This window comes from Sandaracinobacteroides hominis (assembly GCF_016464365.1).
Lineage (GTDB): Bacteria > Pseudomonadota > Alphaproteobacteria > Sphingomonadales > Sphingomonadaceae > Sandaracinobacteroides > Sandaracinobacteroides hominis.
In genome coordinates this window covers 124,858-148,321 of the sequence record NZ_JADCUC010000002.1, presented here as the reverse complement: position 1 = coordinate 148,321, position 23,464 = coordinate 124,858, and the positions used below count along the sequence as shown (strand labels likewise).

Genomic DNA, 23,464 nt, shown 5'->3' with positions numbered 1-23,464 from the left:
CTACTCCCCCTTCACCACAGCCCCGCCCTTCATCACGAAGCCCACCTTCTTCAGCGCCGTCACATCGCTCAGCGGATCTCCCGCCACGGCAATGATATCCGCCTGATACCCCACCCGCAGCGCGCCGATATCCTTCACCCCCAGCAGATCGGCGGCATTGGTGGTCGCTGCGACAATTGCCGTCGTCGGCGTCATCCCATGCGCCACCATCAGCTCGAACTCATCGGCGTTTCGCCCATGCTTGCTCACGCCCGCATCCGTGCCGAAGGCGATCTTCACCCCCGCCGGCACCGCCTTCTCCAGCGCCTTGCCGGTCACTTCCAGCCGCCATTTCACCTTTTCCAGCACAGCCGGCGGATAGGCATTGGGGTTGGCGGCCAGCCGCTCCTTGTAGCCATTGATGGTGCTCAAGGTCGGCACATAATAGGCCCCCGACGACTTGAAGAGCTTCAGCGTCTTCTCGTCCGGCATCGTCCCATGCTCGATACTGTCGGCGCCCGCCTCCAGCGCCAAATTGATGCCGTCGGTTCCATGCGCGTGCACCGCCACCTTCTTGCCGTGCAGATGCGCGGTCTCCACCACCGCCTTCGCCTCATCCAGGAACATCTGCTGCCCAAGGCCCGCGCCGATACGGCTGTTCACGCCGCCGGTCGTCGCGATCTTGATCACGTCCACCCCGCGCCGCACCTGCATCCGCACTGCATGGCGGCAGGCATCGACGCCATCGCACAGGTTTTCCTGGTTGATCGCGCCGTGCAGGTCCTCCGCAAGGCTGTTGGTCGCATCCATATGTCCCGATGTCACCGAGATCGAGCGCCCGGCATCGACGATGCGCGGCCCCTGCACCCATCCCGCCTCCACGGCATCGCGCAGCGCCAGCGTAGCACCGCTGCCATCGCCCAGGTTGCGAACCGTGGTGAAGCCCGCGTTCAGCGTCTTCATGCCGTTCCACTGCGCCCGCAGCGCCGAAGTTCCGGCCGAGGAGGTAAGCCCCTCCACCAACGCCGCCTCGCCGCCTGCATCGCTGTCCAGATGCACATGGCTGTCGATCAGGCCGGGCAGCACGAAACGGTTGCCAAGATCGATAACCTTCGCCCCGGCAGGGGCCTGCCGGCCATCCAGCAGGGCGGTGATCCTGCCGTTCTCGATGACGATGGAGGTGACACCGCGCGGCGCTTTCCCCGGCTCGGCGAGAACGCGGTCGGCCTGCACAACGGTGACGTCGGCAAAGGCGGGCGAAGCGGCGAACAGCGCCGCAGCAAGGATCATGCGCATGCCGCTGGTTCGGGCTTTGGCGGCCGCCCTGTCAAGTCAATGCCGTGTCGAGTTATTGCTTGGGCGCCTCGGCTGTCGCCTTTTCCAGCCACTGGTCGGTCAGCGGCGCTGCCTCTGCCGCCGGTGCCGGCGCAGGCCTTTGCGGTGCGGCCTCTGCCGCGGGCGCATCCGGCTGCAGGCTCGGGTCCAGCCGCCCCGGATCCACCCCGCCACTGGCGCCGTCGTTGAACAGCTCGCCCCCCGGTGTGATTCCATAGGCCTCGGCATCCGGCTCCGTCCCGAATGCCGGCACTTCCACGGTATCGTCCAGCGGAGTCGGCGCAACGCCCGTCAGCGCCCGGCTCATGAAGGCAGCAAACACCCGCGCCGGCGCCTGCCCGCCGGCAAGGCCCGGAACCGCCCGTGCGTCGTCGCGGCCCATCCATACGCCAGCTACAAGCTCCGGCGTAAAGCCGATGAACAACCCGTCCTTGTTCGAACTCGTCGTCCCCGTCTTCCCCGCCAGCGGCCGGCCGATCTGCGCCGCCCGCCCGGTCCCCGTCTCCACCGCCGCGCGCAGCATGTTCGTCATGTGCTGCGCCACAAACGGCGCCACCAGGATGCGCGGCGAATCCGGCTCGCGGTTATACAGCGTCCGCCCCGAGGCGGTGGTGATCGACTGGATTGCCCAGGGCCGCGCCTCCACCCCGTTGCCGGCAATCGCCGCATAGGCCGCCGTCATCTCGATCAGCGTCGCTTCCGAAGCGCCCAGCGCCATCGCCGGCTGCTGTGAGATCGGCGTGGTGATGCCAAAGCGCCGCGCCATCGCCGCCACGCTGTCGAACCCGAACTGATTCGCCAGCCGCACGGCGACAGAGTTCACCGACAACGCAAACGCCTGCCGCATCGTCATCGCGCCCAGGAACCTGCCGTTCGAATTCTTCGGCGACCAGTTGCCGATGCGAATGGGCTCGTCCACCACCGGCGAATCCGGCGTCATGCCGTTCTCCAGCGCCACCAGATAATCAAACAGCTTCCACGAGGACCCCGGCTGCCGCCGCGCCGTCACCGCCCGGTTATAGATGCTGGTGGCATAGTCGCGCCCGCCCACCATTGCCGTCACCGCGCCGTCCTTGCGCATGGCGATGATCGCCGCCTGCGTCCCCGCCAGCGGCTGCGCCTTCACGGCGATTTCCGCCGCCTGCTGGTGGCGCGGGTTCAGGCTGGTGGTCACGTCCAGCGGCTCCACCGTCTCGTCGGTCAGCGTTTCCAGCTGCGTCAGCACCCAGTCGGTGAAATAGCGGACGTCGCCCTGATCCTGGTCCACCACGAAACGCACGCTGGAAACATCCGCTGCCTTCGCCTCGATCGGGGTGATGGCACCCGAATCCTCCATCGTCCCGATCACCACCCGCGCGCGCTGCCGGGCGCGCTCCGGATCGGCGGTCGGTGCATAGCGGCTCGGCGCCTTCACCAGCCCGGCGATGATCGCCGCCTGCTCCAGCGTCAGCTGGGTGGCGGGATGCCCATAGAATTTCCGGCTGGCCGCATCGATGCCGTAAGCCCCGCCGCCGAAATAGACGCGGTTCAGATACAGCTCCATGATCTGTTCTTTGGAGAATTTCCGCTCCATCGCCAACGCCAGCACAGCCTCGCGAACCTTGCGGCCATAGGTCTGCGTAGAGGTAAGGAACAGGTTCCGCGCGAGCTGCTGGGTGATGGTGGAGGCGCCCTCGGATTTGCCGCCTTCGGTGAAATTCACCTTCACCGCGCGCGCGATGCCGATGGGGTCCACCCCCGGATGCCAGTCGAAGCGGCGGTCTTCCACCGCCTTCATCGCCTCAATCATCTCCGGCGGAATCTCGGCATAGGGCAGCCAGCGGCCATAGCTAGGCCCCACGGTCACGAGCTCCGTCCCGTCGGCGGCGCGGATCACCACCGATTGCCCCTGCGGCGAGCGCATCAGTTCGGGATAGCTCGGCAGCGAGGCCATGCTCAGCGCCACAGCCAGCGCCAGCCCCAGGAAACCGACCAGCGACAGGGCAAGGCCCCAGCCGACAAGGCCGAGCATGAAGCGGGCGAAAAAGCTCCGCCGGGGGGGTTTCCGCCTGTGGTTGGGCTTGGGGTTCGGGGCGTGCATCTGAGGGGGCGGCATGTACCGCTGCATTGTGGCTGCCACAAGGCGCCGGCGCAACGCTTCGCCGCAACCACTTTACATGTAGGAGTATCAGGAGAATGCTCGCCCCCCGAAAGCACGAGGCGGGCAGCACGGGGAGAGCGAGATGCGGATTTCAGGCGGCTGGGCAGACGGCGCGGAGCGCAAACCCTCGCCCAACATCAACAGCGGCCACCGCAGCCGCGAATGCGTCGTGGTGCACTATACCGCCGGCTACACAGCGTCTTCCGCCGTCAACACCTTTGCCACCACTGCCGGCAAGGCCAGCGCCCATTTCGTCGTCGAAGTGGACGGCAAGGTCACGCAGATGGTCAACTGCAACGACACCGCCTGGCACGCCGGCTTCGGCGTCTTTCGCGGCGGCGGACAGTTGAACGCCCGGTCCATCGGCATCGAGATCGTCAACCCCGGCTACCATTTCCGCTCCACCACCGGGCAGATCCTGAACTGGGAGCGCAAGCCCGTTCCGGCCAGCCGCCTCGCCCCCTTCCCGGGCATGATCGAGGCGCGCGACCCGTGGGTCGGCTCGGCAAACCTGCTCTGGCCGCTCTATCCGGAAGCGCAGCTTAAGGCGGTCGAGAACATCATCCGCGCCTGCCTCGCAGCCTATCCCACCATCTCCGAAGTCGTCGGCCACCGCGACGTCGATACCGTGCGCAAGCTGAAGGTCGATCCCGGCCCCGCCTTCCCGATGGCCCGCATGCGCCGCCTGCTCAGCGACCGCGCCGACCCGGCCGACACCGGCGGCGTCAAGCTGAAGGTCGATGCTCCCACCTCACCGCTCAACATCCGCGGCGGCCCAGGCACCAATTTCGACAAGCTGGATCGCGGCCCGCTCAGGCACGGGCTGGTGGTGCTGGAACTGGAAGTGCGCGGCGACTGGATCAAGGTCCGCGTAGGCGACGGCAACAGCGCCTTCGAAGGCTGGTGCTTCGGAGACTATCTGAAGCCGGCCTAGAGCTGCAGATTGATCACCGAGCAGCCGCTCATCCACAGGACGGCGTTCAGCAGAACTGTCAGTGCAACCGAGATCAGGATGGACTTTTTGAAAGTGCGCATCATGGCTCCCATTCGGCAGGCATCGATTGCGCGCCGGCCACCACCCCGGTAAGCGGCGCCCGATAGCGATTACTGGAGTGTGCGCCGTGGCAGAGCAAGTGAAGAAGGTAGTGCTGGCATTCTCGGGCGGGCTGGACACCAGCGTGATCCTGAAATGGCTGCAATCCACCTATAATTGCGAAGTCGTCACCTTCACCGCCGATCTCGGCCAGGGCGAAGAGCTGGAGCCGGCCCGCGCCAAGGCCGAGCTGATGGGCGTGAAGCAGATTTTCATCGACGATCTGCGCGAGGAGTTCGTGAAGGACTTCGTCGCCCCGATGATGCGCTCCAACGCACTCTACGAAGGCCAGTATCTGCTGGGCACCTCGATCGCCCGCCCGCTGATCGCCAAGCGCCAGATCGAAATCGCGAAAATGGTCGGCGCCGACGCTGTTTCCCATGGCGCCACCGGCAAGGGCAATGATCAGGTCCGCTTTGAGCTCGGCTATTATGCCCTGGCGCCCGACATCCGCATCATCGCCCCCTGGCGCGAATGGGATCTCACCAGCCGCGAAGCCCTCATCGCCTTTGCCGAACAGCACCAGATCCCCATCCCGCGCGACAAGCGCGGCGAAAGCCCCTTCAGCACCGACGCCAACCTTCTGCACACCTCGTCCGAGGGCAAGGTGCTCGAAGATCCGTGGGAAGAAGTGCCGGACTATGTCTATTCCCGCACCGACAACCCCGAAGACGCGCCAAACACGCCCGAATATATCACCATCGATTTCGAACGCGGCGATCCGGTCGCGGTGAACGGCGAAGGCCTCTCGCCCGCCACCCTGCTGAAAAAGCTGAACGATCTCGGCAAGCTGCACGGCATCGGCCGCCTCGACCTGGTCGAGAACCGCTTCGTCGGCATGAAGTCGCGCGGGATGTATGAAACGCCGGGCGGCACCATCTGGCACGCGGCGCATCGCGGTATCGAATCGATCACGCTCGATCGCGGCGCGGCGCATCTGAAGGATGAGCTCGCCGTCCGCTATGCCGAAATGATCTACAACGGCTTCTGGTTCGCCCCCGAGCGCGAGATGCTGCAGGCCGCCATCGACTACAGTCAGGAAAAGGTAACCGGCACCGTCCGCCTGAAGCTCTACAAGGGCAGCGTGAGCGTTGTCGGCCGCAAGTCGCCCTACAGCCTCTACAGCCCGAAGATCGTCACCTTCGAGGACGACGCCGGCGCCTACGACCAGCGCGACGCAAAGGGCTTCATCAAGCTCAATGCGCTGCGCCTGCGCCTGCTGGGCCAACGCGACGGTCGCTGAGCGATATCATTCGCGGACCCCGGTTGCCGGCTGTGGGATATCATCCACTTCAAGGCCGGTGGGGAAGTCACCGCCAGCGTCGACGTCAGCGGCAACCGGCGCAACGCCGATGTCGACAGCCTCCCTCGCCTCAGCTGAACTTCACCCTCGCCCGCCGTCCGCCGGCGGCCTGATCGTCGCCAGAGCAATCGATGGGGCGCCGGGAAAGATCCCGGCGCATTTTTCATTTCCGGAAGATCGCGCGAAAGCGCGTAAAGGTGACCAGCGCCGCCGCCAGCATCCCGCCGGCAATCGCCACCGCATCCGCCAGCCCGGCCCGGTGCAGCAGCGCAAACACGCCATAGTTCACGGCCATCCCCAGCCCCGCCGCCAGCAGATACCGCCCCAACTCGGGCAGCGTCGGCCGCCCCTCGGCGCGAAACGTGAAGAAACGGTTCAGCAAGAACCCCGCCCCCACAGAGGCAGAGAGCGAAAACACCCGCCCCCAGAGCGGCGGAATGCCCAGCCGGGACAGCCCGGTCAGCACGCCCCAGTCCACCAGGAAGACAAGGGGCGCCACCATGCCGAAGCGGAGCGACTGGCCGATCCATTGCGGGCGGTTGGGCATCGTCCATCCCCAAGCCGCACCCCGCCCATTGGTCAACCCCGCAGATGTCGCTATGGCTTGCCTTCAGGAGACAGGAATGGCGGCAGAATCAGGTAAATACCCCAGTGACGGCACGATTTTCCGCCGCACCATGGTAGTGGCGGCTGCGGTGGGAAGCGCGGTGATGCTGTGGCGGCTCACCGATCTCATCCTGCTGCTGATGGCGGCCGCCCTCGTCGCCTTCATCTTCTACAAGTTCGCCGCCCAGCTGCAGCGCCGCATCCATGTCCCGTTTCCGGTCGCGCTGGTGCTGGCCGTCCTCCTTCCCGCCATCTTCCTGGCGCTGGTGTTCTGGGCCTTCGGCAGCATGATGCTCGATCAGTTCGCGTTGCTCGCCCAGCAGCTGCCCGGCGCCTTCGCCTGGGCGCAGGAATGGCTGAAAACCAGCAGCCTCGGCCGCGAAATCACCCAGGCCGCCGGTGGCTTCATTCCAGACGGCAGCCGCATCGTTTCCCTGCTGCAGCTGATCGCCAGCAGCGTCGGCACCGTGGTCACCAGCCTCGTCGTGGTGGTGGTCGCCGGCATCTATCTCGCCGCCCAGCCGCGCCTCTACGGCCGCGGCGTGCTCCACCTCGTGCCGCCCCACGCCCGCGACAAGACCGTCGCCACCGTCGGCGCCGTCGCCCACGCCCTCAGCAGCTGGCTGAAGGCGCAGGGCCTCAGCATGGTCTTCGTCGGGATCTTCACCGGCGTCGCCCTGTCCTTCGTCGGCATTCCGGCGGCGCCCGCCATCGGCATGGTCGCCGGCATCTGCGAGTTCGTGCCCTATCTCGGCACCATCGTCGTCGCCATTCCGTCGATCATCATCGGTTTCTCGATCAGCACCGACACCGGCATCCTGACGGTGATCGTCATCGTCGCGGTGCAGCAGATCCAGGGCAACATCGTCACCCCGCTGATCCAGAGCAAGATGGCCGAGCTGCCGCCCGCCCTTACCATCTTCTCGCTGATCGCCGCCGGCGTATTGCTGGGGCCGATGGGGGTGATCCTCGCCGTGCCGCTCACCGTGATCGGCCAGACGCTGGTGAAGGAACTCCTCGCCTATCCGGAGCTGCCGGAGGAGGGGGCCGGATCGCTGTCCTCGCTTCCGGGTGACCCGAAGCAGGAAATGCTCGATCCGACTCCGCCCCCACCCGCCAGGCCTAAGAGGCGGCGAGCTTCGAAGCAGCCCCCTTCAGCTTGAAGCCGACGGCCAGCAGGGCGACCCCGAACAGGATCGCCCAGATGCCGATCCACCAGACAAGGATCTTGGCGCCCAGCAGCGGCGCCAGGAACATCAGCGCGGCAAAGGCGAGGTTGAACAGCGCAGCGGCGATCAGCCAGCCCTGCCCATGCTCGCCATCCAGCTTGATCGAGGCAAACAGCAGCAGCACGCCGGAAACCAGCGCCTTGATGGCGATCACCAGGAACAGCACCACCATCGAGATCGCCGGCATCGTCAGAACCAGCATGCCGATGATGATCGAAGCAACCGCCTCCACCGCCAGCCAGACCCAGCGTTCGCCACGCCGCGCCCGGCCAAAGCTGGAAACCACACCCAGGATGCCGTCCACCAGCGCAAAGGCGCCAAAGACGAACAGCAGCGACAGCGCCGCAATCGCCGGGCTGGTAAAGCAGATGATGCCGAAGACGATGCCCAGCGCGCCGCGAAGGGCCAGCACCCACCAGCGCTTTTCAAGAAATTCCTGCAACGCCTCCTGAGCGGAATTTTCTGCCATGTTCCGGTCTCCCCACCACCAAAAACTATCCCATGAGACAGCCGAGCTAAGTTGACTGTTAAGCCCGGCTGCGCCAATCCCCCGCGCTGGCCTCCACCGCTCATCGGGGGACTGGCCATCAACTGGAGACAGAAAGTGGGATATCGGGTTGTCGTCGTCGGCGCCACGGGGAATGTGGGCCGCGAAATGTTGAACATCCTCGCCGAGCGGGAATTTCCGCTGGCGGATATTGCGGCCGTGGCTTCGCCCCGCTCGCAGGGCGACATTATCGACTTCGGCGAGACCGGCAAAACCCTGAAAGTCCAGAGTATCGAGCATTTCGATTTCGCCGGCTGGGATATCGCGCTGTTCGCCGCAGGTTCCGGCCCGACGAAGATCCACGCGCCCCGCGCCGCAGCTGCCGGCTGCACGGTGATCGACAATTCGTCGCTGTACCGCATGGAGCCGGACGTTCCGCTGATCGTGCCGGAAGTGAACCCGGAAGCGATCGACGGCTATACAAAGCGCAACATCATCGCCAACCCCAACTGCTCCACCGCGCAGATGGTGGTGGCGCTGAAGCCGCTGCACGACGAAGCCGGCATCAAGCGGGTGGTGGTTTCCACCTATCAGTCGGTTTCCGGCGCCGGCAAGGCAGGCATGGACGAGCTGTTCGAGCAGACCCGCGCCGTGTTCGTGGGCGACGAGAAGCAGCAGAGCAAGTTCACCAAGCAGATCGCCTTCAACGTCATTCCGCACATCGATGTCTTCGTCGGCGCCGACACCGGCTATGACGGATACACCAAGGAAGAGCTGAAGATGGCGCTGGAGACGAACAAGATTCTCTCCCCCGACATCAAGGTCTCCGCCACCTGCGTGCGGGTGCCCGTGTTCGTCGGCCACTCCGAAGCAATCTCCATCGAGTTCGAGCGCCCGATCACGGTCGCCAAGGCGCAAAGCCTGCTGCGCGAAGCCCCCGGGGTTATGCTGGTGGATAAGCGCGAAGACGGCGGATACGTCACCCCCGTCGAGTGCGTGGGCGACTATGCCACCTTCATCAGCCGCGTCCGCAAGGACCCGACGGTGGAAAACGGCATCACCCTGTGGTGCGTATCCGACAACCTGCGCAAGGGCGCAGCCCTGAACGCGGTGCAGATCGCCGAACTGCTGGGCCGTAGGCATTTGAAAAAGGCCGCCTGAGCCTCTTTCTGCAAACAACAATGACAGGGCCGGCGCCGACAAGGCGCCGGCCCTGTTGCATTTTATGGCACATATTTTGCCAATACATCCCGCAATCGCAGCAAATGCCTAATCGCCTAAACCGATTACGGCTTCCCATTAAATCGATTGGCCGATTGCTGCGCCGCACCCTATATCCGCCGGGCATTCACGCACATCTGCAAAGGATATTGCATGCCCATCATCGGTAGCTCGCTGAAGCCCTTCTCCGCCCAGGCCTTCAAGGAAGGCAAGTTCGTCTCGGTCACCGAAGCCGACGTGCTGGGCAAATGGGCGATCTTCTTCTTCTACCCGGCCGATTTCACCTTCGTCTGCCCGACCGAACTGGAAGACATGGCCGACCTGCACGGCGAGTTCCAGAAGCTGGGCGCGGAAATCTATTCCGTCTCCACCGACACGCATTTCAGCCACAAGGCCTGGCACGAAACGTCGCCAGCCGTCGGCAAGATCCGCTATTTCATGCTGGGCGACCAGTCGGGCCAGATCACCAACAACTTCGGCGTGATGCGCGAAGGCGCCGGCCTTGCTGACCGCGCCACCTTCGTCGTCGATCCCGACGGCGTGATCCAGTATGTCGAAATCACGTCGGAAGGCGTCGGCCGCAACGCCGCCGAACTGCTCCGCAAGGTGAAGGCCGCTGCCTATGTCCGCGCCCACCCGGGCGAAGTCTGCCCGGCGAAGTGGGAAGAGGGCGAAAAGACGCTCGCTCCCTCGCTCGACCTGGTCGGCAAGATCTAAGTCTGTTCCGGCGCGCTGCTTCCGGGCAGCGCGCCACCCAATCTGCGGAGTTACCCCATGCTCGATGCCAATCTGTCGGCCCAGCTGAAGGCCTATCTGGAGAAGGTGACGCACCCCATCGAGCTGCTGGCCTCCCTGGACGACAGCGCCAAGTCCGCCGAGCTCGCCGAACTGCTGCAGGAAATCGCCGGCTTCTCGCCCAGCGTCTCCTATGCCCGCACCGACGACGACGCGCGCCGGCCCTCCTTCCTCATCCGCCGCATCGGCACGGACGTCTCCGTGCGCTTCGCCGGCATCCCGATGGGCCATGAATTCACCTCGCTCGTCCTCGCCCTGCTGCAGGTCGGCGGCCACCCCAGCCGGGAAGCGCAGGACCTGATCGAACAGGTGCAGGCGCTCGACGGCGACTTCCACTTCGAAACCTATTTCTCGCTCTCCTGCCAGAACTGCCCCGACGTGGTGCAGGCGCTGAACCTGATGAGTGTCCTCAACCCGCGCATCCGCCACACCGCCATAGACGGCGGCGTCTTCCCGGCTGAAGTCGAGGCGCGCAAGATCATGGCCGTCCCCACCGTCTTCCTGAACGGCGAAAGCTTCGGGCAGGGACGCATGGACCTCGCCCAGATCGTCTCGAAGCTCGACAGCAACGCCGACGCCCGCGCCGCCGAAAAACTCTCCGCCAAGGCCCCGTTCGACGTGCTGGTGGTGGGCGGCGGACCCGCCGGCTCTGCAGCCGCCATCTATTCCGCGCGCAAGGGCATCGCCACCGGGGTAGCTGCCGAGCGCTTCGGCGGCCAGCTCAACGACACCATGGGCATCGAGAATTTCATCTCGGTTTCCTACACCGAAGGCCCGAAACTGGCCGGCCAGCTGGAAGCCCATGTCCGCGAGAATGGGGTCGACATCATGTCGGCCCAGCGCGCCGCCCAGCTGATCCCCGCGCCCACGCCCGGCGGCCTCGTCGAAGTCCGCTTCGAAAACGGCGCCAGCCTCAAGTCGCGCACCGTCATCCTCTCCACCGGCGCCCGCTGGCGGCAGATGGGCGTGCCGGGCGAAGACCAGTATCGCAACAAGGGCGTCGCCTATTGCCCGCACTGCGACGGCCCGCTGTTCAAGGGCAAGCGCGTTGCCGTCATCGGCGGCGGCAACAGCGGCGTCGAGGCCGCGATCGACCTTGCCGGCATCGTCGCCCATGTCACGCTGATCGAATATGACCGCCAGCTCCGCGCCGACGCCGTGCTGCAAGCCAAGCTGCGCAGCCTCGCCAACGTCACCATCCTCACCTCGGCGGAAACCACCGAAGTCGAGGGCAATGGCGAGCGCGTCACCGGTCTCGTCTGGAGGAACCGCACCACCGAGGAGCTGAACCCCCTCCCGCTCGAAGGCATCTTCGTGCAGATCGGCCTCGTCCCCAATACCGAGTGGCTGAAGGGCACGCTGGCGCTTTCCCGCCACGGCGAGATCGAAGTGAACGCCCGCGGCGAAACCTCTGTCCCCGGCGTCTTCGCGGCCGGCGACTGCACCACGGTTCCCTACAAGCAGATCGTCATCGCCATGGGCGAAGGCTCCAAGGCGTCGCTCTCGGCGTTCGACTATATGATCCGCCTGCCGCAGCCGATCGAAGAACCCATCGCCGCCTGATTTTTGTGGACATGCCGGGCTCCGGTGGACATGCCAGAGGCATGGAAACCGGACCGACTTCGCACAGCTACACCTCGCAGCGGCTGAAACTGCACTACGACGACTGGGGCAACCCTGATGCCCCGCCGCTGCTCCTCCTGCACGGCGGCCGCGACCATAGCCGCAACTGGGACTGGACGGCGCGCGCCCTGCGAAAGGACTGGCACATCATCGCGCCCGACTGGCGCGGCCATGGCGACAGCCAATGGTCGGCCGATGGCGAGTACAAGATGCTCACCTACATCTACGATCTCGCCCAGCTGATCCACCAGCAGCGTCTCGCCCCTGTCACTATCGTGGCCCACTCGATGGGCGGCAACATCGCCACGCGCTACGCCGGCCTCTTTCCGGACCATATCCGCAAGCTCGTCGCCATCGAGGGCCTCGGCGCCAGCCCGCAGATGCTGGCCGAACGCGAAGCCGTGGATTTCGCCGAGCGCATCCGCAGCTGGGTCGAGAGAAAGCGCGCTGCCTCGGCCCGCACGCCGCGCCGCTATCCCACGCTGGAAGCGGCGCTGCAGCGGATGATGGAGGAGAACAAGCACCTCTCCGAAGAGCAGGCCCGCCACCTCACCATCCACGGCGTCAACCAGAACGAGGACGGCACCTACAGCTGGAAGTTCGACCCCTATCTCAACATCTGGAGCGAAAGCGACATCACGCAGACGCAGATCGAAACGCTGTGGTCGCGCATCACCGCGCCGACGCTGCTGATGTACGGCGCCAACAGCTGGGCCTCCAATCCGGAAAAGGACGGCCGCCTCGCCCATTTCAACACCGCCCGCGTCAGCGTCTATGAAAACGCCGGCCACTGGCTCCACCATGACCAGTTCGATCAGTTCATCGCGGAACTCCGCGCCTTCCTGTAGGATGGACAGGTGAGCGACAGGATTCCCATCGGCGGCGGTCTCCCGAAGATCGCCTATGCCGCCGGCACCGTCGCCGAAATCGGCTTCGGCAAGGCGGCAAAGGCACTGACCGCGCACAACAGCTGCAAGGCCTGCGGGCTGGGCATGGGCGGCCAGAAGGGCGGGATGACCAACGAGCAGGGCGACTTTCCCTCCGTCTGCAACAAGTCGATTCAGGCCCAATCCACCGACATCCAGCCCGGCATCCCGCTCGAAAAACTCACCGCCCCACTCGCCCAGCTTCGCAGGCATAGCGGCCGCGAACTCGAACATCTGGGCCGCCTCGACACCCCCATCTACAAACCCGCTGGCGCACACCGCTTCCAGCCGCTCAGCTGGGAAGAGGCGATGGCCAAGGCCGCTGAGGGCCTCGCCCGCGCCACCCCTGCCCGCAGCTTCTTCTATTCCTCCGGCCGCTCCAGCAACGAAGCCGGCTTCCTCTTCCAGCTCCTCGCCCGCGCCTGGGGCACCAGCAACGTCATGAACTGCAGCTGGTACTGCCATCAGGCCACCTCCGAAGGGCTGAAGGGCACCATCGGCACCGGCACGGCAACAGTGGAGCTTGCAGACCTCGACAGCTGCGACTTCCTCCTCCTCGCAGGCGCCAACCCTGCCTCCAACCACCCCCGCTTCGTGCACAAGCTGAAGGGCATCCGCGACCGCGGCGGCGAAGTCGTGGTGATGAACCCGGCAAGGGAACCCGGCCTCGTCCGCTTCGCCCTGCCGAAATCGATCCGCAGCCTCGCCAGGGGCGGCGACCATATCGCCTCCGACTGGCTGCAACCCATGATCGGCGGCGACCTCGCCGTGCTGAAGGGCCTCGCCAAGGCGCTCCTCGAATCCGGCCGCGAAGCCCGCGCCTTCGTCGCCGCCCACACCGCCGACTATGAAGCCTTCGCGCTCGACCTCGCCACCCACGACTGGCCCAGCATAGAGGCCGCCTCCGGCGTCTCCCGCGCCGACATCCAGCGCATCGCCGCCAAGCTCGCCGGCGCGAAATCCGCCGTCTTCGCCTGGGGCATGGGAATCACCCACCACAGGAACGGCGTCGACACTGTCGAATATCTCGCCAATCTCGCCCTGCTCTCCGGCAACATCGGCCGCCCCGGCGCCGGCCTTCTGCCCCTGCGCGGCCACAGCAATGTGCAGGGCATCGGCACCATCGGCGTAAAGCCCGTCCTCCCCGCCGAAGTCCTCGACGCCATGGAGGCCCGCTTCGGCCTCAAGCTCAGCCGCACAGCGGGCTTCGACACCATGGCCGCCATGCAGGCCGCCCACGCCGGCCGGATCGATGCCGCCATCCTGATGGGCGGCAACCTCTACGAATCGAACCCGGACAGCCAGTGGGCGCGCGAAGCCATGTCCCGCATCGGCTTCCAGCTGGCGCTCACCACCACCCTCAACCGCGGCCATGTGCACGGGCTGGGAGACGGCGAAAGCCTGATCCTCCCCGTCACCGCCCGCGACGAGGAGTGGGAGCCGACCACCCAGGAATCGATGTTCAACTATGTCCGCCTCTCCGACGGCGGCATCCGACGCCACGCCCACACCCGCCCGGAATCCGTCGTGCTCGCAGACCTCGCCCAGCGGCTGATGCCCGCCAGCCCCATCGACTGGCCCAGCTTCGCCCGCCACCGCGAACTGCGGCAGGCGATTGCCGCCGTGCTCCCGGAAATGGCCGAACTCGCCGACATCGACGTCGCACGCCAGGAATTCCACATCCGTGGCCGCCTGCTGCACACCCCCGAATTCCACACCGCAGACGGCAAGGCGCATTTCGCCTGCCGCCCCACGCCTGCCCCGCGCACCGGCCTCACGCTTGCCACCATCCGCTCCGAAGGCCAGTTCAACACCATCATCTACGAAGAGCGCGATAGCTACCGCGCCACCACAGACCGCTGGACCATCCTGATGCGCGAAGCCGACATCGCCGCCCACGGCTTCCAGCCCGGAGACCGCGCCGACCTCGTCTCCTCGCAAGGCCGGATGAAATCCGTCCGCCTGCAGGCCTTCGACGTCAGCCCCGGCACCGTCCTCGCCTATTATCCAGAGGCCAACATCCTCACCGCCACCGACACCGACCCCCGAAGCAAGACGCCCGCCTTCAAGGCCACCCCGGTCAGGCTGGAACCGGCCAGCACCTGACTCACAGCTGACAGCGGTGATGAAGCATCTGGACGTGCTCGGCGATGCCGGCCTCGTCACCCGAACCAAGGCCGGGCGCACCGTTGCTGTGCGCCTCGCGCCGGAACCGCTGGAGGAAGCCATGGCCTGGCTTCGCAGATACGAACGCTTCTGGAACGCCAGCCTCGACCGGCTGGTTGCCTATGCCAAGGCAGAGGCCAGGCGTCTCGCCGCATCTGAACCGTCAAAGGCGGACAGGAGATGACCAGTTTCACCATCGTCCGGAACATCGCCGCCCGGCCTGAGCTTCCGGCAGTGCGCCCTCCGCCCGCCGCATCGCCGCCCCCTACAGGTGCAGGACGATCCGATGGCTTCCAGCATCCAGAGGCCAGCTTATCGCACCCTCTGTCACGTTCAGCGGCCGCCCATCCAGCGTCGCCGCCGGCCCGGCATTTTCCGCCCGGCCGATCAGGATTTCCCACTCCCCGCCCTCCAGCCGCAAGGTGAAGCGGGCCTCCGGCCAGTCCTTCGGCAGGCAAGGCTTCATCTCCATCCGGTTGCCCCAGCGCTTCAGCCCGAAAATCCCCTCCACCCCGGCGCGATACATCCAGCCCGCTGCCCCGGTGTACCAGGTCCAGCCCCCGCGCCCGTCGTTCGGCGGCACCGAGTAAACATCCGCCGCCACCACATAGGGCTCCACCCGGTAATGCGCTGCGTCGGCCGCATTCAGCGCATGGTTGATCGGGTTCAGATGGCCGAACAGCCGCACCGCCAGATCGCCGTCCCCCATTCGCGCCGCCGCCAGGATGGTCCACATAGCCGCATGGCTGTATTGCCCGCCATTCTCGCGCAGCCCCGGCGGGTAGCTGCGGATATAGCCCGGATCATGGTCGGTCTTGTCGAACGGCGGCGTGAACAGCTTCACGATGCGCCGCTCCGGATCGACCAGATGCCGCCCGACCGACTGCATCGCCTGCGCAGCGCGTTCCGGCTCGCCCGCCCCGCTCAGGATGCTCCAGGTCTGCGCAATCGAGTCGATCCTGCACTCGTCGCTGTCCTTCGAACCCAGCCAGGTGCCGTCGTCATAGGTCGCCCGCCGATACCATTCGCCGTCCCACGCATGCCGCTCGATCGCCGCGCGCACACTGTCCGCATGCGCCAGCCAGCGCGCCGCCCGCTCCGGCTCGCGAGTCTCGGCATAGCGGGCAAAGCGGCGCCAGGCGTGGATCAGGTGCCAGCCCAGCCAGACGCTCTGGCCCCGGCCGCCCTCGCCAACCCGGTTCATCCCGTCGTTCCAGTCGCCACCGCCAATCAGCGGAATGCCCAGCTCGCCCGTCAGCTGCATCGACTGGTCCAGCGCCAGCGCGCAATGCGCATACAGGGTCGCCGTGTCGCTGCTGGTCGACGGCTGGAAGAAAGCGTCGTGCTCGCCCGGTTCCAGCTTCCGCCCTTCCAGGAACGGAATCTGTGTTTCCAGCACGCCGATATCGCCGGTCGTCTCCACATAGTCCGCCACCGAAATCGCCAGCCAGCCGCGGTCGTCCGAGATCATCGTCCGCACCCCGCGCCCGCTCTCCGGCAGCCACCAGTGCTGCACATCTCCCTCTCGGAACTGCCGCCCCGCCGCCCGCAGCAGGTGCGGCCGCACCAGATCCGGTCGCGCCAACAGCAAGGCCCCGCCATCCTGCAGCTGATCGCGGAAGCCATAGGCGCCGCTCGCCTGATAGAAGCCCGCCCGACCCCACACCCGGCAGCCCAGCACCTGATACAGCAGCCAGCCGTTCAGCATCAGGTCCATCGCCCGGTCCGGCGTCTTCACCTCCACGGTGCCCAGCGTCTTCGCCCAATGCGCGGTCGTCCGCGCCAGCTCGGCATCCAGATCGGCCGAACGCCACTGCTGCACCAGCTCCCGGGCGCCTGCCCGATCCGCCGCCTGGCCGATAGTCCAGACGATCTCCCGCGCCTCGCCGGGCGCCAGCACCAGCTCGGTTCCCAGCACGGCACAAGGGTCCAGCCCGGCCCCCGCCGCTGAATTCAGCGGCGCATCATGCTTCAGCGCGTCCGGCGCGGCCGTGCTGCCGCCGCTGCCCAGAAACGTCGTCCGGTCGCAGGTCCACTGCGTCTGGCAGCCATCCAGATCGGCAAAGGCAATGCGCCCGCCCGTTTCGGGGTCAAACGGATTGCGCACGAACAGCGCCCCCGTCTCCGCGTCCAGTTCCGTCACCAGATGCGAGGCGGTCTTGGAGCGCGCCTGCCCCAGCACCCACTCGGCATAGCCCGTCACCGACAACGGCCGCGGCTCGCTGGAAAGGTTGCGCAGCGTCAGCCGCGCCAGCCGCACCGGCGACTCCAGCGGCACATGCTGCAGCAGGTCGGTCTCGATCCCATGCGCCAGCGCGTGGAACCGCGTGTAGCCGAACCCATGCCGCGTAATGCGGGTGGCACCCTCGCCGGCCGGCGCCCGCGTCGGGCTCCACACATGCCCGCTTTCCAGATCGCGCACATACAATACGTCGCCCGGCGGATCCGAAACTACATCGTTCGACCAGGGCGTCAGCTGGTTCTCGCGCGCATTGCCAGACCAGATCGCCCCGCAGGCATCCGCCGACACATGGCAACCGAACTGCGGGTTCGCCAGCACATTGATCCACGGCGCCGGCGTGGTACTGCCCGCCGGCAGGATCATCGCATATTCGCGGCCCCCGGCATGGAAGCCGCCAAAGCCGTTCCAATATTCCAGCGTCTCCGCCCGCGGCAGATCCGGGTCCGCCGGCCGCCCCTTGCGCAGCGGCCGCGCCGGCAGCAGCACCGGCGACGCCACCGCCGCCGGCTCTTCCGGTCGCTGCAACTGCCGCCGCAAGGGCCCGCGCTGCGCCAGCAGCTCCACCCGCGTCAGCGCCCTCAGCGCCAGCACCTGCGATTCCAGCATCAGGTCGGATCGCAGCGTGAACACATCGCCGCGCACGCCGGCCGGTGCCGGCCGCGACCGCACCGCCCGCACGGCATCGTCGATCCCCACCTGCAGGTCCTGGATATAGCTCGCCTTGCGCTCGTTCAGGATCACCAGATCAAAGGCCAGCGACCGCGCCCGCAAAAACTCGAACGCCTGCAGCAGGTCCTGCACCAGCGCCATGTCGCGGCCGTCCTCGATCCGGCACAGCAGGATCGGGATATCGCCGGAAATCCCATGCACCCACAGCGCGGATTGCGGCCCAGCATGCTCCGCCACCAGCGCCGCCGGCGGTGCATAGACCGGCCCGGCATGCACCAGATGCGCCGCCAGCCGCTGGAAGTCCGCCGCATCGCCCGGATCCAGCTTCAGGAAGCGCCGCTCGATCTGCGCCTGCGTCCACGCCCCCACATTGGCCCGGTCAAAGGCGGCCGGATCATGATGCCGGTCCACCGCCTCCAGCAACAGCTCGCGCGATTCCGCGGCAATCGTCCAGAAGGCGACGCGCACCGTCGTCCCCGGCTCCACCAGCATCGGGCAACGCAGCGCCAGCACCGGGTCCAGCACGGTGCCCAGATGCCCGGCCAAGGGGTGCGCAAAGCCCAGCGGATCGGCGCTCGTCCGCCCGCGCCCGATAAAGGCGGAACGGTCGGTCTCGAAGGTCACCGGCCCGGCCGTCGTCCCTTCCACCACGGCCAGATGCGCCACCCAGATCGGCGGATCGCCCTTGTCGCGCGGACGCCGCCGCCCGATCAGCACCAGCCCGCCCGTCTCCTCGCTTTCAAACAGCTCCGTCTCCAGGAACATCCGCGCAAAGGCCGGGTGCGCCAGATCGGTCTCGGGCTTCGCCAGCGCCAGCTCGATGCAGGATGTGATGTCGATCTGGTGCTGCCGCCGGCCGTTGTTCGCCACCGAAACCCGCCGCACCTCGGCGTCATCCTCGGGCGAGATCAGCACTTCGGTCGTCGTCGTCAGCATGCCGTCGCGGCGATGGAATTCAGCCCGGCCCTCCATGAAATTCGCCGCATAGTGCGCCGGCAGCGGTCCGGTCGCCGTCGCGGCAGGCGCCAGCGTCGCCGACCAGCCCAGCTTCGCCTGCCGGTCGGTCAGATAGATCCACTGGCCATAGCTGTTCACCACCGGGTCCTCGCGCCAGCGGTTGATCGCCATCCCCTTCCAGCGGCTGAACCCGGCCCCGGCGCTGGATACCAGCACCGAATAACGCCCGTTCGACAGCAGATGCACCGGTGGCACCGCCTCGCCATGCGCGCCATAGTTGCGCACCGACCCACTCTCCGGCGGGCGATCGACGGCAGCCACCGTCGCCTCCTCGGCACGCGGGTTGAAGGTACCCACCCCGCGCGGCCGCCGCTCCTGCAGCAGCAGCTCGGTCGCCCGGATCATCGGCTCGGAATGGAAGGCCTCGCGCAGCCTGCCGCCGTCCAGCACATTGGCAATGGCAAGCAGCGCCATCCCCTGGTGGTGCGCCATGTAGGTCTTCACGATGGCAAAACGCTGCCCCTCCGGCACCCGCCCCGGCGTGAAATCCAGCGCTTCATAGAAGCCATAGCGGCCGCGCGCGCCCATCGCCTCCAGAATGGCATAATTTTCCAACGCTGCCGGCGCATCCACCATCGTCGCCAGCCCCGTGGCATAGGGCGCGATCACCAGATTTTCCGAAAGCCCTCGCTTCAGCCCCAGCCCCGGCACGCCGAAATTGGAATATTGATAGGTCATCTCCCGGTCACGGCCGTTATAGGCCGATTCCGAAATGCCCCACGGCACCTCCGCTTCTTTGGCATAGTCCCGCTGCCGCTCCACCACCAGCCGGTTGGAAACCTCCAGCAAACTGCCGTCCGGCGCCCGCATCAGCAGCGACGGCATCAGATACTCGAACATCGATCCCGACCAGCTGATCAGCACCGATGCCCCGCCCACCGCTGTCGCGCTCCGCCCCAGCCGCAGCCAGTGCTTCGCCGGCAGGTCGCCCTTGGCAATCGCAAACAGGCTCGCCAGCCGCGCTTCCGAGGCGAGCAGATCATAGCAGCCCTCGTCGCGGCGATTGTCGGCTGCAGACCAGCCGATGGAGAGCAGGTTGCGCTCCGGATCGACAAGGAAGCTGAAGTCCATCGCCATCGCCGCCGCCCGCGCCTCTTCGGCGATCTTCAGGCTGCGCGCATCGCCCCATTCCTCCGCCAGGTTCGCCAAAGCGATCAGGTGGCCGGCCAGATTGCCGCTGTCCACTGCCGACACATAGGCCGGGTCCAGCACGCGCAGGTCGCGCGTGTCATACCAGTTGAACAGATGCCCGCGGTGCTTCGCCAGCCGGGCGATGGTGCGGAAACTCGCCTCCAGCCGGCTCAGCGCCGCCTCATGCGCGATCCAGCCGCGGTTGCGCGCGGTCGCCACCACCAGCAGGTAAAGCCCGATGTTGGTCGGCGACGTCCGCCCCGCCACGACCGGTTCCGGGTCCTCCTGGAAATTGTCCGGCGGCAGATGGTTGTGCTCGGCGGTCACATGCGCTTCGAAAAATCCGAACGTCTCCCGCGCAATCCGCTCCAGCGTCTCGCGCTGCCCGGCATCCAGCTCCGCCCCGGAGGGCACCGGGGTTGCCGTCCGCGCCGGGCGGCTCACCTGCCAGGCCACCACCGGCGCCAGCACCCAGGCCAGCGCCAGCGGCAGCACGATCACCCAGTCGCCGGGGTGCAGCCACAGCGCCAGCCCTGCTGCCACCAGCGCCAGCAATACCGAAGGCCACATCAGCCGATAGAGCGCACCGATGCCCGGATTGGGCGCCGTCGCCGTCTGGGCCGCCGTCGTCCATTCCAGCAGATGGCGGCGGCTGAGCGCCATCCGGAACAAGGTGCGGAATATCGCATCCAGCATCCGCACCGCCTGATCGGCGAGCGTCGCCAGCATCAGCGAGAAGTGGGCCACCGCCAGCACCACGTCCGTCGCCTTGCCATCCAGATGCGCGCGCAGCGGCACATCCCGCCCGCGCTTTGCCAGCAGCAGCGACGGCAGGTGCAGGAACGGCGGAATCGCCAGCAGCAGCAGGATCGCCGCGCACCAGCCGACGGCCGGCTGCGGCGCCAGGAACCAACCCCCGATCAGCGCTGCCAATGCCGCCGGCGGCGCCAGCGAGCGGCGCAGATTGTCCAGCATCTTCGCCCGTCCGGCAGCCGGCAACCGCTCCGGCCGGTCGCGCCCGGCCCACAATATCCACGGCAGCAGCTGCCAGTCGCCCCGCACCCAGCGGTGCTGGCGCCGCGTCGCCACGTCATAGCGTACGGGGAAATCCTCCACCACTTCCACGTCTGAAATCAGCCCGGCCCGCGCAAACACCCCTTCAAACAGGTCGTGGCTCAGCATCGTGTTCGGCGGCACCCGTCCGGCGAGCGAGGCCATGAAACTGTCGATTTCATAGATGCCCTTGCCGGTGAAGCTGCCCTCGCCCAGCAGATCCTGATAGAGATCGGAGGACGCCGTCGCATAGGGATCCATGCCCGCAGGCCCGCCGGTGATCCGCTCGAACGGCGATTGCCCGCGCCCCAGCGGCATCGCCCCCGTCACCCGCGGCTGCAGGATGCCATGGCCGGACACCACCCGCCGCAGCCGCGTGTCAAAGCGCGGCCGGTTCAGCGGGTGCGCCATCTTGCCGATCATCCGCCGCGCCGTACCCAGCGGCAGCCGCGTGTCGGCGTCCAGCGTGATCACATAGCGCACATTCTTCGGCACCACCGGCGAACCGCCTTCGGGGCCTAAAAAGCTGGTGTCCTTCGCCCCGCGCAGCAGCCGGTTCAGCTCGTGCAGCTTGCCGCGCTTCCTCTCCCAGCCCATCCAGCGGCCTTCCGCCGGATTGAACTGCCGGCGGCGGTGCAGGAACAGGAATCGCGGCCCGCCCTTGCCGCCCGGATAGCGCGAATTCAGCCGCGCCATCGCCGCCCGCGCCCGCTCCAGCAGCGCTGCATCATGCGGCAGCGTCTCGGCATCGGCATCGGCAAAATCAGAGAGCAGTGCATAATGCACCTCGCCCTCGCGGGTCGCCAGATGGTGCAGCTCCAGCCCTTCGATCTCATCCTCGATGGCGCTGTCGGCACCCAGCAGCACCGGCACCACCACCAGCGTCCGCAGCGATGGCGGAATGCCGGCCTCCAGCTCCAGCGCCGGGATCAACCGCGGCGGCAGCAGCCTCAGCAGCAGCCGATTCACCACCGCCGTGCCCGTCTCCAGCGCCACGATCAGCGCCGCCCCCACCAGCAGCAGCTGGTGCCAGGGCGCCGTCTGCACGCCGTCCAGCGCCGCCAGCGGCCACAGCGCAAACAACAGCCCCGCTACCAGCGTCAGCGCGATATACAGCTCGATCCCGCCCGCCCGCAGCCGCCGCGCCAGCCGCGTGCCCACCGGCGGCACGAAATGCAGCACTTCCTCCAGCTCGGCTCGGCCGTCGGCGATCAGGTGAAATCCGGGGTCCTTGTCGCCGCTGTTCTCGCTCAGCTTCTGCGACGCCAGCTGGATCGCCTTCGCCGCCACCTCGTCCTCGGCATAGGCCGATCCGCGCGAAAGCTCCTCCAGCGCATTGCGGTAAAGATTGCGCGACGGGAAATCCATCTGGGCGAAATTGCTGCCCTGCCGCAGCACCCGGTCGGCCAGGCTCAGCTGCTCGACCATCTCCCCCCAGTCGGCCTCGGCAATCGCCCGCATCGCCATGATCACATTGCGGATCGACGAGGTGGCGGCGATATGCTCGGCCTGCGCCAGCGTATCGAACGAAGCGATGCTCTCGCCCCGGCCGGCGGCCTGCGCCTCCAGCCAGCGCCGCGCCATTTCGCTGCGGCTGTCCACGTCGCGCAGCCTCAGCGCCAGCTGGCTGACAAAGGCCGGCGACTGCGGCCCCTGCTCCAGCTCGGCCAGGCTGGCCAGCGCCGCTGAATCGCTCTCTGCCGCAAACAGCGCGTCGGCAAAGGCATCGGCCCGCGCCCGCTGCTGCTCGTCGCCGATGGAAAGGTCGGCCAGCCGGCGCAGATTCTCCACCAGCACCAGCTCCAGCGAGATCGCCAGCGCCCACAGCTCGCCGATCGTCAGCGCATTCACCTTCTGATAGGCTGCGACGAAACGGCGAAACCGCTCCTCCTCGAACAGGCTGTCGCTGTGCGCCACATAAGCCCAGGCGATGCCGAACACCCGCGGCAGAGTCGCCAGCGGCCCATCCGCCAGCTTCGGCAGCTGGCGATAGAAATCCGGCGGCAGGTCATCGCGGATCTTGCGGATCTGCTTTTCGACGATGTGGTAATTGTCGATCAGCCACTCGGCCGCCGGCGCAATGGGCCGGTCCAGCTCCAGGGCCTTCGCCGTCTCGCGATAGGTGCGCGCCAGCGCCAGCGCATTGTCGTCCAGCCGGTTCAGCAGCTGCTTCGATCGCAGCACCCCCGGCTTGATCCGCTGCGCCTTCGCCAGCGAAATGCCATGCGCCTCCAGCCGCTCCAGGCCGAAAAGCTCCGACCGCACGGGACGCGGATCGGCCCAGACGGGCGCAGTCAGGCGGACCTTGGAGAGCTTTTCACCAAGGCCGGAGGATTCTAGCAGTGTCTCGCGCCCAGCCACCCGTGGACGCTAGACCCGACAGGCCCGCCCCCGCCAGCCCCGCGCCGTAAAATGAGCGCAAATGCCGCAACCCGCCCGACACGCCGGC

14 protein-coding genes are annotated in these 23,464 nt (G+C 66.9%); 9 read left to right on the top strand and 5 right to left on the bottom strand.

Features of this window, described 5'->3' with window-relative positions; translation table 11 throughout:
• Positions 1 to 1,275, bottom strand: coding sequence for a metal-dependent hydrolase family protein (locus tag IM784_RS05345; RefSeq protein WP_199554282.1), 1,275 nt, complete (start codon positions 1,273 to 1,275; stop codon positions 1 to 3).
• Between the two features lie 52 nt (positions 1,276 to 1,327).
• On the bottom strand, positions 1,328 to 3,394 hold the full coding sequence (locus IM784_RS05340) for a transglycosylase domain-containing protein (protein ID WP_235976584.1): 2,067 nt from the start codon (positions 3,392 to 3,394) through the stop codon (positions 1,328 to 1,330).
• 142 nt (positions 3,395 to 3,536) lie between these two features.
• Between IM784_RS05340 and IM784_RS05335 the strand changes: the two genes are divergently transcribed.
• The gene (locus tag IM784_RS05335) at positions 3,537 to 4,388 is read left to right on the top strand and encodes an N-acetylmuramoyl-L-alanine amidase (protein ID WP_199554281.1); all 852 of its coding nucleotides are present in this window, start codon (positions 3,537 to 3,539) and stop codon (positions 4,386 to 4,388) included.
• Positions 4,389 to 4,587: 199 nt separating this feature from the next.
• On the top strand, positions 4,588 to 5,790 hold the full coding sequence (locus IM784_RS05330; RefSeq protein WP_408015280.1) for an argininosuccinate synthase: 1,203 nt from the start codon (positions 4,588 to 4,590) through the stop codon (positions 5,788 to 5,790).
• A gap of 223 nt (positions 5,791 to 6,013) precedes the next feature.
• On the opposite strand, the gene IM784_RS05325 is transcribed toward IM784_RS05330, so the two are convergent.
• Positions 6,014 to 6,397 carry a GtrA family protein gene (locus tag IM784_RS05325; protein ID WP_199554279.1) on the bottom strand — a complete coding sequence of 128 codons (384 nt, stop codon included), beginning with the start codon at positions 6,395 to 6,397 and terminating at the stop codon, positions 6,014 to 6,016.
• 76 nt (positions 6,398 to 6,473) lie between these two features.
• Here IM784_RS05325 and IM784_RS05320 point away from each other — a divergent pair, with 76 nt between their 5' ends.
• Entirely contained in the window at positions 6,474 to 7,619 is a 1,146-nt protein-coding gene (locus tag IM784_RS05320) for an AI-2E family transporter (protein WP_199554278.1), read from the top strand.
• Here IM784_RS05320 and IM784_RS05315 read toward each other — a convergent pair.
• On the bottom strand, positions 7,579 to 8,154 hold the full coding sequence (locus tag IM784_RS05315; RefSeq protein WP_199554277.1) for an HdeD family acid-resistance protein: 576 nt from the start codon (positions 8,152 to 8,154) through the stop codon (positions 7,579 to 7,581). The genes IM784_RS05320 and IM784_RS05315 overlap by 41 nt on opposite strands.
• 135 nt (positions 8,155 to 8,289) lie before the next feature.
• On the opposite strand from IM784_RS05315, the gene IM784_RS05310 reads away from it, so the two are divergent.
• The 6 genes from IM784_RS05310 (at position 8,290) to IM784_RS05285 (ending at position 15,087) form a co-directional block, all read left to right on the top strand.
• Entirely contained in the window at positions 8,290 to 9,333 is a 1,044-nt protein-coding gene (locus IM784_RS05310; RefSeq protein ID WP_199554276.1) for an aspartate-semialdehyde dehydrogenase, read from the top strand.
• A 213-nt stretch (positions 9,334 to 9,546) separates the two neighbouring features.
• Complete coding sequence (ahpC, locus tag IM784_RS05305) at positions 9,547 to 10,110, top strand: alkyl hydroperoxide reductase subunit C (protein ID WP_199554275.1); 564 nt, start codon at positions 9,547 to 9,549, stop codon at positions 10,108 to 10,110.
• Between the two features lie 57 nt (positions 10,111 to 10,167).
• Positions 10,168 to 11,751 carry an alkyl hydroperoxide reductase subunit F gene (gene ahpF / locus IM784_RS05300; RefSeq protein ID WP_199554274.1) on the top strand — a complete coding sequence of 528 codons (1,584 nt, stop codon included), beginning with the start codon at positions 10,168 to 10,170 and terminating at the stop codon, positions 11,749 to 11,751.
• 41 nt (positions 11,752 to 11,792) lie between these two features.
• Positions 11,793 to 12,659 (top strand): alpha/beta fold hydrolase, encoded by an 867-nt coding sequence (locus IM784_RS05295; RefSeq protein ID WP_199554273.1) that lies wholly within the window; start codon positions 11,793 to 11,795, stop codon positions 12,657 to 12,659.
• A 9-nt stretch (positions 12,660 to 12,668) separates the two neighbouring features.
• The gene (locus IM784_RS05290) at positions 12,669 to 14,843 is read left to right on the top strand and encodes an FdhF/YdeP family oxidoreductase (RefSeq protein ID WP_199554272.1); all 2,175 of its coding nucleotides are present in this window, start codon (positions 12,669 to 12,671) and stop codon (positions 14,841 to 14,843) included.
• A 16-nt stretch (positions 14,844 to 14,859) separates the two neighbouring features.
• Positions 14,860 to 15,087: an ArsR/SmtB family transcription factor gene (locus IM784_RS05285; RefSeq protein WP_199554271.1), complete on the top strand. Its 228-nt coding sequence runs from the start codon at positions 14,860 to 14,862 to the stop codon at positions 15,085 to 15,087.
• Positions 15,088 to 15,168: 81 nt separating this feature from the next.
• Here IM784_RS05285 and IM784_RS17570 read toward each other — a convergent pair whose 3' ends face one another.
• A complete protein-coding gene (locus IM784_RS17570; RefSeq protein WP_199554270.1) occupies positions 15,169 to 23,376 on the bottom strand; it encodes a GH36-type glycosyl hydrolase domain-containing protein in 8,208 nt (2,735 codons plus the stop codon).
• Between the last annotated feature and the right edge of the window lie 88 nt (positions 23,377 to 23,464).